We start from the raw sequence: 15,363 nt of genomic DNA, 5'->3' as shown, positions 1-15,363 counted from the left end.
GGACAGCGGCAACGGCGTCAAGGAAGGTGTCATCGAAGCGATGAAATTCTTCACAAACGTCAAAACATACTCCCTGCCATGGCCAGGCTGATCGCCCGTCAGTAGAAACAAATAGGGGTCCGGTCTATCTGGCCAGGGCCTTTTATGTATGGGTCAGCCCTGCACGACGTCCTGACGCTGAATGCCCAGCCCTTCGATACCAAGCTCTAGCATGTCGCCCGGCTTCAGATAGGTCTGCGGGTTTTGCCCCATGCCCACGCCCGGGGGCGTTCCTGTCGAGATCACATCACCCGGTTGCAGCGACATGAATTGCGACAGGTGCGAGACAACAGTCGCCACACCGAAATGCATCGTGTTGGTGGATCCGTCCTGATAGCGGTGGCCGTTCACCTCAAGATACATCGGCAGGTTCTGCGGATCGGCGACCTCATCCCGTGTCACCAACCAAGGCCCGATCGGGCCGAATGTGTCCGCCGATTTGCCTTTAACCCACTGACCCGAGCGATGCAGCTGAAAGTCACGCTCTGACAGGTCATTGACCACGCAATAGCCAGCCACGTGGTCCAGCGCTTCGGCCTCGGAAACGTATTTCGCCTCTTTGCCGATGACGACGCCCAGCTCGACTTCCCAATCTGTTTTGACCGAGCCACGCGGGATTTCCACGGTATCGTTAGGACCGACGATGGCAGAGGTCGCTTTGAAAAAGATCACCGGTTCGGCGGGCAGTTCCATTCCGCTTTCGACGGCATGATCGGCATAGTTCAGACCGATACAGATGAACTTGCCGACCTGTCCAACACAGGCACCGATGCGCGGGTTGCCCTCGACAACGGGCAGCCCGGCCAGTTCGAGCCCGCGCAGGCGCGCCAGACCCTCTTCGCTCAGCACATCGCCCGCGACATCATCAATGACGCCGGACAGATCGCGAATTTTGCCATTCGCATTCAGCACACCGGGCTTTTCCGCGCCAACCGGCCCATAGCGTAAAAGTTTCATTTCCTGTTCCTTTTCAACTCAGATGGTCCAGCCGCCGTCGATGGCAAAGGGCTGCCCTGTGGTGTAGTTGCTGGCGTCGCTTGCAAGATACAGCGCAAGCTCCGCCACCTCATCAGCTGTTCCGATCCGCCCCATCGGTTGGCGCGCGATGAAGTCCGTCATGGCTTGTTCGTAATCCCCGGTGGATCGCAGTCGGTCATGCAGGCTGGGGCTGTCGACCGTACCGGGACAGATCGCGTTGCAGCGGATGCCCTGCGTGACAAAATCCGCAGCGACCGACTTGGTCAAACCAATCACCGCCGCCTTGGAGGCACAATAAGCAAACCGGTTCGGCACGCCTTTCAGAGACGACGCGACCGAAGACATGTTGATGATCGATCCACCACCATTTTCCAGCATCGCAGGCAGGGTCAGACGAATGAGCCGGTACATGGCCTTGACGTTCAGATCGAAGCTGAAGTCCCAGTCCTTTTCCTCGCACTCCAGAATGGATCCGCCCGCAACATAGCCTGCGCAGTTGAACAACACGTCCAAAGGCGGCAACTCCGCCGTGGCGGCCTGAACTGCTTTCGCGTCGGTGACGTCCAGTTTCAGGATCTGGATACCGGTGATTGCAGCCAGTTCGGCCAGCGAAGCGTCATTGATATCACAGGCAATGACCTGCGCGCCCTGCGCCGCAAAAAGCTCAGCCGAGGCGCGCCCGATACCCTGACCTGCAGCGGTGATCAGGGCTGTTTTGCCGGACAGACGGTTGGAACGGGAAGTCATCTCGTCTCTCACACTTGATCAGGCAAAAGGTCGGTCGGCAGGTTCTGATAGCAAACCGGCCGCAGAAAACGTCGGATCGACAAGGTGCCGACCGAGGTTGCGCCGAAATTGGTCGAAGCGGGGTAGGGGCCGCCATGCACCATGCTGTCACAAACCTCGACCCCGGTGGGGAAACCGTTGGCCAGCAACCGGCCTGCCTTGCGTTCCAGCACAGGCACCAGTTTACGCGCGGTGTCCGCATCGTCGGCGTCCATGTGCAGGGTGCAGGTCAGTTGCCCTTCGACAGCACGGGCGATGTCGGTCATCTGTTCAATGTCCCGGGCGCGCACGATGATGCCGGTGGGGCCAAACACTTCTTCATGCAGGCTGTCATCGGCCAGCCAATTGTCGCCGGAAACGACAAACAGGTTAGGGGCAGCGGTGCGGGGTGCGCTGGCCTTGTTGACGATTTGAGTAACCCCGGCCGCCTCGGCGAATTGTGCCACGCCTTTGCGGTAGGCGTTCGCGATACCGCTGGTCAGCATCGTTTGCTCGGCCGTTTCACTCAAAGCGGACTGCACCGCCGCCTGCAGGGCATCGGCATCCGGTCCGTCAACCACAACGGCGATACCGGGATTGGTGCAGAACTGGCCTGCGCCCATGTTCAGCGATCCCGCCCAGCCGGTGCCAATCTCGGGGCCCCGCGCCGCAGCGGCTTTGGGCAGAACAAACATAGGGTTGACCGAGCCCAGCTCACCAAAGAACGGGATGGGTTCGGGACGCTTTACACAGATATCGAACAGCGCCCGACCGGCGCGCAACGACCCGGTAAAACCGACCGCCCGGATCAGCGGATGCTGTGCCAAGGCCGTTCCGACCCCGATTCCGTCGCTTTGGATCAGCGAGAACGTACCAGCGGGATTGCCGGTCGCCTTGATCGCGGCGTCAATCGCCTGCGCCACGATCTCACCCGTTCCGGGATGCGCCGGATGGCCTTTGACGACAACCGGACATCCCGCAGCCAATGCCGCCGCCGTGTCCCCACCCGCGACCGAGAACGCCAGCGGGAAGTTCGACGCCCCGAACACTGCAACCGGGCCCAGGGGGCGCTGGATCATCCGCAAGTCAGGGCGGGGCAGGGGTGCGCGATCCGGCAGGGCGGGATCGTGACGATGGTCCAGATACTCTCCGACTTCGATGTGGTCCGCAAACAGCCGAAGCTGGCCAACAGTCCGGCCCCTTTCGCCTTGCAGTCGCGCCTCGGGCAGGCCGGTTTCCTGACACCCGATCTCGGTGATTGCATCGCCGCGTGCGTCAATCTCGTCCGCGATTTTCCGCAACAGCGCGGCCCGGTCAGCCCGCATGGACCAACCGAAGGTGGCAAAAGCCGCTTCTGCGGCCTGAACGGCGGCATCCACATGCGCTGGCGTCCCTACGGAAAAGTCGTGGCTTCGCCCGTGTGCGGGGTCTGATGAAAAAGTGGCCTCGGTCCCGACCCATTCGCCGGCGATCAGGTGTTTTCCGGTCAACATGTTCTAATTTTCCTTAAATCAGCCCGCGCCGGGCGAGGTTTCGCATCAGGTGGGACGCCCCGAATTTCCATTCCGGGCATTCGGTCGACAAGCGCACCGTGTTGGTCAGCGCACCTAGCTTATCGCTTGAAATCGTGACGATATCACCCAGTTTATGAGTGAACCCTCCCCCCGGAGTATCGCGATCCTGAGTCGGTGCAAAGAGGGTTCCAAGAAACAGCATCAATCCGTCGGGATACTGGTGATGCCGCCCGATGGTCTGAGCCACCAGATCGACCGGATCGCGGCTGATTTGCGCCATCGAGGAATGGCCTTGCATCGCAAACCCATCAGGACCAGCCACGGTCAGCATCAGCTCTGCGGTGCGAACGTCATCCAGCGTGAAACTGTCATCGAACAATCGGATCATCGGCCCGATCGCACAAGAGGCGTTGTTGTCCTTGGCCTTGCTCAACAACAGGGCCGAGCGCCCTTCGACATCGCGCAGGTTGACGTCATTGCCCAGCGTCGCACCCTTGATCTTACCTTGTGAGTTGACGGCAAGAACGACCTCGGGTTCTGGGTTGTTCCAGACTGAAATGGGGTGCAGGCCAACATCCGCGCCAAACCCCACCGAAGACAGCGCCTGCGCCTTGGAGAACACCTCGGCATCCGGACCAATCCCAACCTCAAGATATTGGCTCCACAGACCCTCAGTGATCAGTGCCTCTTTGACCTGCGCCGCCGCGTCGGACCCCGGCACAATGTTGGTCAGGCTGTCACCGATGCGGGCACCGATACGGGTGCGGATTGCCTCAGCCTTGGCCGGGTCACCCGCGGCTTGCTCTTCGATCACACGCTCGACCATAGAACCCGCGAAGGTGACACCGCAGGCCTTAATCACCTGCAGATCGCAGGGGGCCAGCCAATGATGGTCTCCACGCTGCGGACCCAACGTTTCACCCGGTGCCGAGCGCGTATAGTCGGCGGCGTCCTCCCGTTCCAGGACGTCGCGCACCGTCGGTGCCTCTTTGGAGGTGATATCAAACACATGTCCGTCGCGCAGGGTTACAACGGAGGGGCCAATACCCGCGCGCTCCACACGCCCCAACCACAAACCGCTGGTATCCAATTTCGGAAATTTCATTTCAGTCCCTGAGGTTGTAGGCTCGAGCGGCATTGCCTCCCAGCACCGCTCTGCGTTCGGTTTCGTTCAGTGCGCTCAGCAACTCGTCAGTAGTGTCGAGCCAGCGCTGGTAGCTGCTGGCCAATGTGCAGACCGGCCAATCACTGCCCCAGATCATGCGGGACGGGCCGAACGTGTCCAGCAGATGATCGACATAGGGACGCAGGTCATCGACTGTCCAACCTGGCGCGGCTTCGGTGACCAGCCCGGACAGCTTGCACCAGGCGTCGGTATCGCGGGCAAGGGCAGCCATGTCTTCAGCCCACCCGGAAATCGCCCCCTCCTTGATCAGGGGTTTAGACCCGTGATCAAGGACCGCACGCATCTGCGGATGGCGCTCCAACAGCTGGCGCAAAGGGCCGAGATGCTGCGGCAACGTCAGGGCATCAAAGGTGAGGTCGTGACGCTGCACTGCCTCAAATGCCGGGATCAAAACCTCTCCCATCATCCAATTTGGGTCCGGGATGTCCTGAATCATTGGCCGCAACCCAACCAGGATCGGGTTCGCCGACAACTTTTCAATCTGTGTCGGCGCATCAGCGGCTTCGAAATCGACCCATCCGACCACGCCTTTGATGAACGGAGTCCGATCAGCCAGAGACAACATATACTCCGTCTCGGCCACCGTTGGTGCGGCTTGCACCAGAACCGTGCCTTCAATACCTGCCGCCTTGATGAGGGGGGCAAGATCGCCCGGTGAGAAATCGCGGTATATCGCAGCAAGTTCTAGCGTCAGCCAGCCGTAATCACCGCGCGCCAACGACCAGAAATGCTGATGTGCGTCGATCTTCATCCAATGACGCCCTTTTTGAGGATAATGTTGCCGTACAGCCTTTGCTCACCCGTCTGAACGATGGCAAAGGCGTTGGCGGCACGGTCATAGAAGGCAAACCGGTCCAGCCCCTGAATGCGGGCGGGGTTATCTGCCGTCGCATCAATGACGGTCTGAAAATCGGCCACGGCTTCGGGCACGGCGTCCGGGTCACCGACCACCTGCATGGTCAGCGCCGGATCAGGCACGAATGTATCCAACGGCATGACGGACAGTACAGCCCGCAGTATTTCGCTTGCCGAGGACCCGTCGGCGCGGATGCAAACCGGGCCAATGCTTGAGCCCGGAAAATTCGCATCCGCGATCACGATCTCATCCCCGTGCCCCATGGCTCGCAGGGTGTGCAGAAGATCGGGCGAGAGGATTGGGTCGATGTTATGCAGCATTGGCAGCCTCGGCGGGCAGGGGTGCGTCGGGGCGGATCAGTCCCTCGGACTGCAGATCAGACCAGAAACTTGACGGAATCCTGCGGTTCAGCAAGGCGACATTGGCCTGCACTTCGGCAGCGCTGACCGCGCCGGGGACTACGGTTTTGACGCAAGGGTGACCCAGAACGAACTGCAGCGCGGCCGCAATGAGCGGCGTGTCATGCGCGGCGCAGACCGCTTCGATCTTGCGCACGCGATTCAAGATCTCCTCTGGCGCATCAGCGTAGTTATACTTGGCCCCCGGTATCGCTCCGGTGGCTAAGATGCCTGAGTTGTACGGTCCACCCAGAATGATGCCCACATCACGTTCTTCACAGAGCGGCAGGAAACTGTCCAACGCCTCCTGCTCCAGCAACGTATACCGCCCGGCCAACAGAAAGCCGTCGAAATCACCTAACCCCAACAGTTTCTTGCAGACCTGCCATTCGTTCACTCCGGCACCAATCGCGGCGACCTCACCTGCATCCCGCAGCTCGGTCAGTGCGTTGTAGCCGCCACCATCGAACAGTTCGCGCACCTTGGCATCCGACATCTCCTGACTGCCCTGGCTGAAAACGCAGACGTCATGCACCAGCAGGATATCAGCATTGGTGATGCCGAGCCGGTCCCGGCTCGCTTCATAGGACCGCATCACACCGTCATAGGTGTAATCGAACACGATGCGTTTCTGCGGCACGTCTACAAAGGATTCGGGTGTAACCTCGTGCGGCTCGCAATCCAGCAGCAGACGCCCGATCTTGGTCGAAAGCTGGATGGTTTCGCGCCCAAATCGGGCGATCGCCTCACCAAACCGGTGCTCGGACCGGCCGAGCCCATACTGCGGCGCGGTGTCGAAAAACCGGATGCCCGCATCATAGGCAGCCTGTAATGCGGCCTGCGCGTCCTCGTCCGAGACTTTGCGATAGAGATTGCCCAGAGGCGCGCCACCGAACCCCATACGAGTCAGAGGTACTGGTCTTTTGGTGCGATGGTTCAAGAGTTCGGTTTGCGAAACGGTCATCCTGCTTCCCGTGCTGCATGGGTGGTGATGTTGAAAAGATGCGGTTGTTCCTGAATCAGAACCTCGATACGCGGCATGAGCTGTCCCAGGTGGTGCCGCATGGCCGCCTGCGCGGCCTGCTCGTTACAGTCCATAATGGCGGCGTGAATGGCGCGATGCTCTTCCAGAGTTTCCGCAATGCGTCCCGGCGTCGGCAGCAACAGCATCCGGGCGCGGCTGACTTGCAGCGATACGGTCTGCGCCACGTCGCTCAGACGTTTGAAACCGGTGAACTGCATCAGCAACGCATGGAATTCTTCATCAGCCTGATAGAAACCGGGAATATCCTCATCCTCGATCAACAGCTCCTGCAGGCGCATGTTCCGGTTGAGCTGCTTGCGCTGCTCCTCGGTCAAGTCGCGTGCCACCTTGGCAACAGTTGCCAGTTCCAAAGCCTCGCGCAGGAACATACCTTCGCGGATTTCCGGCATCGAGAAAAACGATACCCGCGTTCCCGACTGCGGCACGACATCCACCAGCCCCTCGGCGGCCAACCGGGCAATCGCCTCGGCCACGGGCGCGCGCGAAACGTCCAGCCGCTCGCAGATTGGCGCTTTTCTGAGCGTTGCACCGGGCGGAAAGTCCAGTGACAAAATGGCTTGTTTGATCGCCTGATAAACCCGCTGCGCCAGCGAGCCTTCATCCGACGCAATGTCGCGCAAAAGCTGCTCGTTGATGTCTTGTAGTTTGCTCATGGGATCGAACTATCATACTAACATGTTAGTTGACAAGTGCGCGGTCAAGTTTTAGCAATCAGAGCAGTCAAGCGGGGACAAGATGCACGCAAGCCATAAAAATAAGGCCTTCGGAACGGCGACGCGCGATACGGTCAAGCTGAACCCAGATGATAATGTCGTGATCGCGCTGCGCGATTTGCACGCCGAAGACTGGCCAGCCGGCCTGACCACACCCCTGTCCGGCCCTGTCAATCGCGGGCACAAGATCGCCGTAACCGCAATTGCTGCAGGTGAGAGTGTTATTCGCTACGGGCAAATCATCGGACAGGCAAAAAGTGACATCAACCCTGGCGATCATGTTCACCTGCACAATCTTGGGATGGGCGCGCATCAACAGGATTATGCCCATGCCAGCGCCAACACGCCATTGGCGGCACTGAATGAAGGCCGCACTTTTCAGGGCTTTCACCGAGCCGACGGAAAGGTTGGAACGCGCAATTATATCGGCATTCTGACAACGGTGAATTGTTCGGGCTCGGTCGCGCGTTTTATTGCCGAAGCGGCTGTAAAAACGTGCCTGTTGGACAATTATCCCAATATCGACGGCGTGGTACCGATCGTACACGGCACCGGCTGCGGCATGTCAGGTAAGAACGAAGGTTATGCGACCCTGTTCCGCACTCTGGCTGGATATGCCCAGCATCCAAACTTTGCTGGCATTCTGCTGATAGGGTTGGGCTGCGAGGTCATGCAAATCGCGGATCTGGTCGGCGGTCGTCCAATCCGTCAGGATGGCGCGCTGCGCTACATGACCATCCAGAACGAAGGCGGCACCCGCCGCACCATCGAGCGCGGCTTGCATGAGTTGCGCGGTATTGCGGAACTGGCCAATCAGGCGAAGCGCACTCCGACCCCGGTCAGTGCGATCACGGTCGGGATGCAGTGCGGTGGATCGGATGGGTATTCAGGGATCACCGCCAATCCGGCGCTGGGATATGCCTCGGACCTGCTGGTGCGCCATGGCGGCACGACAATCCTGTCGGAAACCTCCGAGATTTACGGGGCAGAGCATCTTTTGACCCGCCGCGCCGAAACACCGGAGGTCGGCCAGAAGCTGATCGATCGCATCCGTTGGTGGGAAGATTATACCGCCCGCAACGGCGGTGAGATGGACAACAATCCCAGCCCCGGCAACAAGCGAGGCGGCCTGACGACAATTTTGGAGAAATCGCTGGGCGCAGTGGCCAAGGGCGGCACCGCTCCGATGCGGGACGTCTACAAATTCGGCGAGATGATCGACAAGAAGGGTTTTGTCTTCATGGATAGCCCCGGATTCGATCCTTGTTCGGTCACCGGTCAGGTGGCCTCGGGCGCAAATCTGATCGTGTTCACCACCGGGCGGGGTTCGGTTTCCGGCTATCAGCCGACCCCCTGCATCAAACTGGCCACCAACTCCGAAATGTATGCGCGCATGGCAGACGACATGGACCTGAACTGCGGGGATATCGTCACCGAAGGCATCAGCATCGAAGCCAAGGGCGAACAGCTGTTCGAAATTCTGATCCGGGTCGCCTCAGGCGAGAGAACCAAAAGTGAGGAACTTGGCTTTGGGGGCGTCGAGTTCGTCCCCTGGCAAATCGGCGCGGTGATGTAACCCGCGCAGCCCTTGGGGAGAGGGCGATATGGGAGGAGAAATGACAAAACTGGTCGACATGACGGGGATCGACAAGCATTTCCCCGGAGTGCACGCGCTGAAATCCGTGCAGTTCGATCTGTTCCCGGGCGAGGTTCACGCGCTGATGGGTGAGAACGGGGCCGGGAAAAGCACACTGATGAAGATTCTGTCAGGGATCTACCAGCGCGATGGCGGTGATCTGGTAATCGAAGGCAAATCGGTCAGCCCAACCACCCCGCGCGAGGCGCAGGATCTGGGAATCGGCATCATCCATCAGGAACTGAGCCTTATGAATGACCTGACGGTGGCGCAGAACATCTTTATCGGACGCGAGCCGCACAAGAGTTTCGGCCGTCTGGACGAGGTCGCACTGAACGCGCAAACCTCCGAAATTTTTGCCTTGATGAACCTGTCGCTGGAACCGAGAACACTGGTTGGTAGCCTGACCATTGCGAAACAGCAGATGGTCGAGATCGCAAAGGCGTTGTCTTATCGGTCTAAGGTCCTGGTCATGGACGAACCAACAGCGGCACTGAACGATGCTGAGATTGCCGAACTGTTTGTCATCATCCGCCGCCTCAAGGCCGAAGGCGTGGGCATTGTCTACATCAGCCACAAGATGAACGAACTGAAGCAGATCGCCGACCGCGTCACCGTCATGCGTGACGGTGAATATGTTGGCACCGTGGACGCGGCGGACACACCTATTAGCCGGATCATCGCGATGATGGTGGGGCGCGAGGTGAACGAGAAACCACTGGACGTTCCGGATCTGGGCGCTGCCGAAGTGTCGCTGCAGGTTTCCGGCCTGACACGGGGAAAGGACATTCACGACGTCAGCTTCTCGGTTCAGAAAGGTGAAATACTGGGTTTTGCCGGGTTGATGGGGGCAGGGCGCACCGAAGTGGCCCGCGCCATTTTCGGGGCCGACCCCAAAGACAGGGGGGAGGTTCGGGTGCATGGGAACCCCGTGTCGATCAAGTCTCCCAAGGATGCGGTGAACGCGGGGATCGGGTATCTGTCGGAAGACCGCAAGCACTTCGGTCTGGCAACGGGCATGAACGTGCGGGACAATATCGCTCTGGCCTCGATGGACCTGTTCACCGCGACGGGTGGGGTTCTGAACGACGGCGAAATCAGCTCCACGGCCAAAAGTTACATCAATCAGTTGGGTATACGTACTCCCTCGGACGTGCAGGAGGTACGGTTGTTGTCTGGCGGCAATCAGCAGAAGGTCGTCATCGCCAAATGGCTGCTGCGCGACTGCGATATCCTGATCTTTGACGAGCCCACCCGTGGCATCGACGTGGGCGCAAAATCCGAGATCTACAAGCTTCTCGAAGAACTGGCCGGGCAGGGCAAGACGATCATCGTGATTTCATCGGAACTGCCCGAGATCATGCGCCTCAGCCACCGCATCGCCGTGATGTGCGAAGGCCGACTGACTGGCATTCTGCCCGGCGGGAAAGACACCACTCAGGAAGACATCATGCATCTGGCCACCCAACGCAAGGCGGCGATGCAGGTAACAGGGACAGTCCAATGACCACAGCCACGGATATCGACAAGAAGAAGCCGCTTGCGGGTCTGTCGGAGAGCGGCGCCTATCAAAAGCTGCTGGCGTTTGCCAGTTTGATTGCCCTGCTGATCGGGTTCTCGATCGCGTCGCCGAATTTCATGCAAACCTCGAACATGATCGCCATTCTGCAGGCCACCTCGGTCAACGGGGTGCTGGCCGTGGCGGCGACTTTGATCATCATTACAGGCGGGATCGATCTGTCGCTGGGCACGCTGATGACGTTTTGCGCGGTGATCGCCGGGGTGGTACTGACCTATCTGGGGATGCCGTTGCTGCTGGGTGTTGCGGCGGCCATTGGGGCAGGGGCGCTCTGCGGTCTGTGCTCTGGTACGTTTGTGGCCAAGATGAAAATCCCGCCCTTCATCGCCACGCTGGGCATGATGCTGATCCTCAAGGGCCTTTCGCTGGTAATTTCGGGCACGCGCCCGATCTATTTTAACGACACTCCAGGTTTCGACCAGATCTCGCGCGGGTCCCTGGTCGGAGAGGTTGTCCCAGCGCTACCCATCCCCAACGGCGTGCTGATCCTGTTCCTCGTGGCCATCGCGGCCTCGTATATTCTGGGCCGCACGGTTCTGGGGCGCTACACCTTTGCGCTGGGATCGAACGAAGAGGCGGTGCGCCTGTCCGGAGTGAACACCGACATGTGGAAAATGCGCATCTACGCGCTGGCCGGAGCAATCTGCGGTATCGCCGGTATCCTAATAGCGTCACGCCTGAACTCGGCGCAGCCCGCGCTGGGTCTGGGTTACGAACTGGAGGCCATCGCGGCCGTGGTGATCGGGGGCACATCCCTGTCCGGTGGGCGCGGCACGATCCTGGGTACGCTGATCGGTGCGCTGATCATGGCAGTACTGACCAATGGGTTGCGCGTTCTGTCTGTGGCACAGGAATGGCAGACCGTCGTGACCGGCGCGATCATCATTCTGGCCGTTTATGCCGACATGGCACGGCGCAAGAAAATTGGCTGAGCTTACACACAAACGACCAACAAGGAGGAGAGAATTATGTTTACACGTCGTTTTATTCTGGGGGCGCTGAGCGCGGCCACCCTTGTGGCTCCGGCCTCGATGGCTGTGGCCGAGGATGTTTTCATTCCGCTTGTGTCCAAAGGCTTCCAGCACCAGTTCTGGCAGGCGGTGAAATCCGGCGCCGAACAGGCCGCGGACGAATATGGTGTGACCATTACTTTCGAAGGGCCCGACAACGAGACTATGGTCGACCGCCAAATCGACATGCTGGCCGCGGCGTTGGCCAACAATCCCAAGGCAATAGGCTTTGCCGCTTTGGACAGTCAGGCCGCCATCCCGCTGCTGAAACAGGCTGACGAAAAAGGTATCCCGATCATCGCCTTTGACAGTGGCGTCGACAGCGACATCCCGGTCTCGACCGCAACAACAGACAACCTGGCCGCAGCAGGTCTGGCCGCAGACAAGATGGCCGAAATGCTGGGTGGCAAAGGCAAGGTCGCCGTGGTCGCGCATGACCAGACCAGCCGCACCGGCATCGACCGCCGCGACGGGTTCGTAAACCGCATTGCCGAGAAGTACCCGGATATTGAGGTTGTCACCGTTCAATACGGCCAAGGCGACCACCTGAAATCTACCGAGGTCACCAAGGCGATCCTGACCGCAAACCCGGATTTGAAAGGTATTTTCGGTACCAACGAAGGCTCGGCCATCGGTGTAGTAAACGGCGTGCAGGAACTGGGCACCGAAGGGCTGGTCATTATCGGATATGACAGCGGCAAAGCACAGAAAGACGCGATCAAAAGCGGTCTGATGGCGGGGGCCATTACTCAGAATCCGGTTGGGATTGGCTATGAAACTGTCAAGGCCGCCGTTGCCGCTCTGAATGGCGAGGAAGTGCCGTCGCTCATCGACACTGGCTTCTACTACTATGACGCATCTAACATGGACGACCCGAAGATATCGGCCGTTCTGTACGACTAACGACCACACCACTCACGGCGAACCGGCCCGCCTGTTTCAGGTGGGTCGGTTTCCGTTTGGCTTTGGTCTACCGTACACAGGCCCGTCGGAGCAATTCCGCCGGGGCCGATGTATTCTCGTTTCGTATTTGATGAACAAGTGTGTTAGGGTCCAGAATGTATTTTCTGACTTTAATTAAAGGTAGTTGATCCATTGCCAGACACATCCAACAGCGTATTCAAGCTGCGTCCCCTCGAGAAGGCGGATCTGGAGGTCATCACTCCCTGGTTTCAGGATATCGAGGACCTCGCCCGATTTGACCGCACGTTACGTATTCCATTCAATATGGCACAAACCGAAGAGGTCTGGAACGGCGCGCTGAACCCATTTGGAAGCGACAACAGATGCTGGTTCGCTATCGAATCCAGCAGCGGACAGATTCTTGGAATGGCGGGACTCGAGGGCATATCCCCAGTCAACCGGGACGCAGTTGTTGCCATGTTCGTCGAAAAATCAGCCAGACGGTTAGGTTTGGCTATCAGGGCGACCGCTCTGGTTGCCGATTTTGCATTCCGCCAGCTTGGCTTGAACCGGCTTACCTCGTACTATCGGGAAGATAACCACATAAGTCGCGACCTCGTGGAAAGACTGGGGTGTCAGGTCGAAGGGACAATGCGGCAAGCTTGGTTCGCGGATGGAACATTCCACGACATGATCGTCGTTGGCATTCTCAGGCAAGATTGGATGGACAGGCGCCCCATCCTAGCAAACGAACTTGACCGGGCGACAGTCGTGACCCTCGGGTCGGACGGGACTTCGGGTTGGTCCTGGCCACCGCAAGTTGATGAGTGTGAGTAACGGGGTGTGATTTCGCTTTCAGAGCGCAAAAGCACATTTTGCTATAAACTGACGATAGGGTTCGAACGCAGCCCCTGAGACGAGTATTGAATGTGAACACCACAAGTCCAAATCCTTCCATCACGCAGAAGCTGGGCGCGATCCTGTTTGCCGACGTCGTCGGGTATTCACGCTTGATGAGCGAGAATGAGCTGGATACGTATAATGCTTTAAAATCATTGATGTCTCAACTCGAAGAGACCTGCGCTGCGTTTCAGGGCCGGGTGGTCGAGGTGCGCGGGGACGGTATTCTGGCCCTGTTTGACACTGCCACCAGCGCGGTGGAGTTCGGGGTGGAACTGCACCGTATTGCCAGCCAGCACAACCAAGAGCGCACCGATGATCAGCGACTCATGTTCCGCGCCGGCGTCCATCTGGGAGAAATCCTGATCGATGATCGTGGCATCCATGGCGACAACGTCAATATCGCCGCCCGGCTGCAGGAAATCGCGGAACCTGAAAGGGTCTACGTCAGCTCGGCTGTCTATGACCAAGTCTGCAACCGCCTGCGCTATGGGTATGAGTTTCTTGGTCCCAAACAGTTGAAAAACATTCTGTCCCCCGTCTCAACCTACTGCGTGCGCAGTGAGGTGGCCGGGGCGACAATGGCCGGGACGATGCGGCCCGAAATTCTTGGAGACGTGCTGGAGCGCCCCGACACTCCCTCGGTCGCCATTCTGCCTTTCAGCAGCCAGAGCGGGGACGAGTCGGACAGCTGGATCGCCGAGGGGCTGACCGACGACATCATCATGAACCTGTCCAAATTCCGGAATCTGTTCGTGATTGCGCGGAACTCGTCCTTCTTCTTCAAGACGCAGTCGATGCCACCGAAAGAGGCGGCGCAAAAGCTGAATGTGCGCTATGTCGCCCGGGGCAGTGTGCGCCGGTCGGCAAGCCGCATCCGGATTACGGCGGAATTGATAGATGCCACAACCGAACGCACCATTTGGGGCGAGCGGTTTGATCGCAAGATCGACGATATTTTCGATATCCTGGACGAAGTGACCGAGTGCATCGTGGCCGCCACCGCGGTGATGATTGAATCGCACGAAAAGCGGCGCATGATTCAGGCGATCCCGTCTGACCTTGAGGCTTATGGTTCCGTGCTTCAGGGTCAGCACCATATTTTTAAGTATACACGGAACGACAACCGCAAGGCGCAAGACTTCTACCAATCCGCGCTTGACCGGGACGAAGGCTATGCCCGTGCAGCGGCGGCGCTGTCGCGAACACTGAATATCGACTGGCGTTATTCCTGGAGCAAGGATCCCTCTACCGCGCTGGACCAGGCGTTGACCTTTGCGCAGCGTGCAATCGAACTGGACCCCACCGATGCGCGTGGTTTTGGGGAATTGGGCTATGTCCATCTGTATCGCAAGGAACATGATGCAGCGCTGCAATCCTATCGGCGTGCTCTGGCGCTGAACCCGAATGACGCTGACATGCATTCCGATTTCGCCGATGCGTTGGCACATTATGGTGACAACGAAACGGCAATCACTCATTTGCAGCAGGCAATGCGGTTAAATCCGTACTTCCCGGACCAGTACCTGTGGCATCTGGGTGGGGCGTATTTCAACCTCAAGCGCTATAGGGAAGCCATTGACGCCGTCAACAAGATGAACAATCCCACCGAAGGACAACGCTTGCTGGCCGCCAGCTTCGCACATCTCGATCAGTTGGACATCGCGCGAGATATTGCGGATAGACATCGCAAAGCGCATCCCAATTTCTCATTGAAACGGTGGGAGAATGTACAGCCGGACCGCCTGCCTGAGGACACTCAGCATTTTGTCGAGGGCCTGAAAAAAGCTGGGTTCTGAACGAGAAAGGCTCCTGCTGAGCAGGGCCTTTCGCAAATCTAT

Annotated in this window: 14 protein-coding genes; 6 read left to right on the top strand and 8 right to left on the bottom strand. The window is 58.8% G+C overall.

Features of this window, described 5'->3' with window-relative positions:
- Positions 1 to 153 precede the first annotated feature (153 nt).
- The 8 genes from ACR1XY_RS17245 to ACR1XY_RS17210 are packed head-to-tail and all read right to left on the bottom strand — an operon-like array spanning position 154 to position 7,434.
- Entirely contained in the window at positions 154 to 996 is an 843-nt protein-coding gene (locus tag ACR1XY_RS17245; RefSeq protein WP_480594913.1) for a fumarylacetoacetate hydrolase family protein, read from the bottom strand.
- A gap of 18 nt (positions 997 to 1,014) precedes the next feature.
- Positions 1,015 to 1,764, bottom strand: a complete 750-nt coding sequence (locus ACR1XY_RS17240) for an SDR family oxidoreductase (RefSeq protein ID WP_480594911.1) — start codon at positions 1,762 to 1,764, stop codon at positions 1,015 to 1,017.
- A gap of 8 nt (positions 1,765 to 1,772) precedes the next feature.
- Complete coding sequence (locus ACR1XY_RS17235; RefSeq protein WP_480594909.1) at positions 1,773 to 3,275, bottom strand: aldehyde dehydrogenase (NADP(+)); 1,503 nt, start codon at positions 3,273 to 3,275, stop codon at positions 1,773 to 1,775.
- Positions 3,276 to 3,288: 13 nt separating this feature from the next.
- Entirely contained in the window at positions 3,289 to 4,401 is a 1,113-nt protein-coding gene (locus ACR1XY_RS17230; protein ID WP_480594907.1) for a fumarylacetoacetate hydrolase family protein, read from the bottom strand.
- Between the two features lies 1 nt (position 4,402).
- The gene (locus tag ACR1XY_RS17225; RefSeq protein ID WP_480594904.1) at positions 4,403 to 5,233 is read right to left on the bottom strand and encodes an amidohydrolase family protein; all 831 of its coding nucleotides are present in this window, start codon (positions 5,231 to 5,233) and stop codon (positions 4,403 to 4,405) included.
- Positions 5,230 to 5,658, bottom strand: coding sequence for an RbsD/FucU family protein (locus ACR1XY_RS17220; RefSeq protein WP_480594902.1), 429 nt, complete (start codon positions 5,656 to 5,658; stop codon positions 5,230 to 5,232). The genes ACR1XY_RS17225 and ACR1XY_RS17220 overlap by 4 nt, the downstream gene beginning before the upstream one ends.
- The gene (locus ACR1XY_RS17215; protein WP_480594900.1) at positions 5,648 to 6,700 is read right to left on the bottom strand and encodes an aldo/keto reductase; all 1,053 of its coding nucleotides are present in this window, start codon (positions 6,698 to 6,700) and stop codon (positions 5,648 to 5,650) included. The genes ACR1XY_RS17220 and ACR1XY_RS17215 overlap by 11 nt, the downstream gene beginning before the upstream one ends.
- Positions 6,697 to 7,434 (bottom strand): GntR family transcriptional regulator, encoded by a 738-nt coding sequence (locus tag ACR1XY_RS17210; RefSeq protein WP_480594898.1) that lies wholly within the window; start codon positions 7,432 to 7,434, stop codon positions 6,697 to 6,699. Before ACR1XY_RS17210 ends, ACR1XY_RS17215 begins: the two co-directional genes overlap by 4 nt.
- 82 nt (positions 7,435 to 7,516) lie before the next feature.
- Between ACR1XY_RS17210 and ACR1XY_RS17205 the strand changes: the two genes are divergently transcribed.
- The 6 genes from ACR1XY_RS17205 (at position 7,517) to ACR1XY_RS17180 (ending at position 15,321) form a co-directional block, all read left to right on the top strand.
- A complete protein-coding gene (locus ACR1XY_RS17205) occupies positions 7,517 to 9,070 on the top strand; it encodes a UxaA family hydrolase (protein ID WP_480594896.1) in 1,554 nt (517 codons plus the stop codon).
- Between the two features lie 40 nt (positions 9,071 to 9,110).
- Positions 9,111 to 10,637 (top strand): sugar ABC transporter ATP-binding protein, encoded by a 1,527-nt coding sequence (locus ACR1XY_RS17200; RefSeq protein ID WP_480594894.1) that lies wholly within the window; start codon positions 9,111 to 9,113, stop codon positions 10,635 to 10,637.
- Positions 10,634 to 11,641 (top strand): ABC transporter permease, encoded by a 1,008-nt coding sequence (locus ACR1XY_RS17195; protein ID WP_480594892.1) that lies wholly within the window; start codon positions 10,634 to 10,636, stop codon positions 11,639 to 11,641. Before ACR1XY_RS17200 ends, ACR1XY_RS17195 begins: the two co-directional genes overlap by 4 nt.
- Positions 11,642 to 11,677: 36 nt before the next feature.
- Positions 11,678 to 12,622, top strand: coding sequence for a substrate-binding domain-containing protein (locus ACR1XY_RS17190; protein WP_480594890.1), 945 nt, complete (start codon positions 11,678 to 11,680; stop codon positions 12,620 to 12,622).
- Positions 12,623 to 12,814: 192 nt separating this feature from the next.
- Positions 12,815 to 13,459, top strand: coding sequence for a GNAT family N-acetyltransferase (locus ACR1XY_RS17185; protein ID WP_480594888.1), 645 nt, complete (start codon positions 12,815 to 12,817; stop codon positions 13,457 to 13,459).
- A 92-nt stretch (positions 13,460 to 13,551) separates the two neighbouring features.
- Positions 13,552 to 15,321: an adenylate/guanylate cyclase domain-containing protein gene (locus ACR1XY_RS17180; protein ID WP_480594886.1), complete on the top strand. Its 1,770-nt coding sequence runs from the start codon at positions 13,552 to 13,554 to the stop codon at positions 15,319 to 15,321.
- The last annotated feature ends 42 nt before the right edge of the window (positions 15,322 to 15,363 follow it).

This window comes from Ruegeria sp. AD11(2025), from assembly GCF_056542405.1.
This window is presented reverse-complemented; position numbering and strand designations above follow the sequence as displayed.